Source organism: Microbacterium sp. P5_E9 (genome assembly GCF_054049175.1).
Genome location: NZ_JBFUMV010000188.1, coordinates 1 through 502, shown reverse-complemented (window position 1 = coordinate 502; position 502 = coordinate 1). Strand labels below are relative to the sequence as shown.

Annotated in this window: 1 protein-coding gene; it reads left to right on the top strand. The window is 65.9% G+C overall.

Annotation, left to right across the window (positions count from 1 at the left end; genetic code table 11):
- On the top strand, nucleotides 1-502 hold a 502-nt coding region (locus tag ACXJ3V_RS20915), incomplete at both ends, for a PAS domain-containing protein (protein WP_457102273.1).

The window sequence follows — 502 nt, the reverse complement described above, 5'->3', positions numbered from 1 at the left end:
GTGATCCTGCGCGATGTCAGCGAACGCAAGCTGGCCGAGGAAGAACTCCGGGCCGTCGCCTCGAAGCTGCAGGCGGCGCTGGCGAGCATGAGCGACGCGGTGGTCATCGCCGATACTGAGGGCCGGCTGGTGGAGTTCAACGACGCCTTCGCGTCGTTTCACCGCTTCGCGGACAAGTCCGATTGCCGAAGGACATTCGCGGAATACCCGGACATCCTCGAACTGCGCATGCCCAACGGCGATCCGGCGCCGCTGGCGCAATGGCCGGTCCACCGGGCACTGCGGGGGGAGGCGGCGACCAATGTCGAATACAGGCTGCGGCGCAAGGACAGCGGCGAGAAGTGGATCGGCAGCTACAGCTTTGCACCCATTCGATCGCAGGACGAAGCGATCGTCGGCGCCGTGGTGGCGAGCCGCGACGTCACGGTCATCAGGGAGGTGCAGCAGGATCTCGAGTCCTCCCATGTCGTGATGCAGCGGCTCATCGCGTCGCAGGATCGGG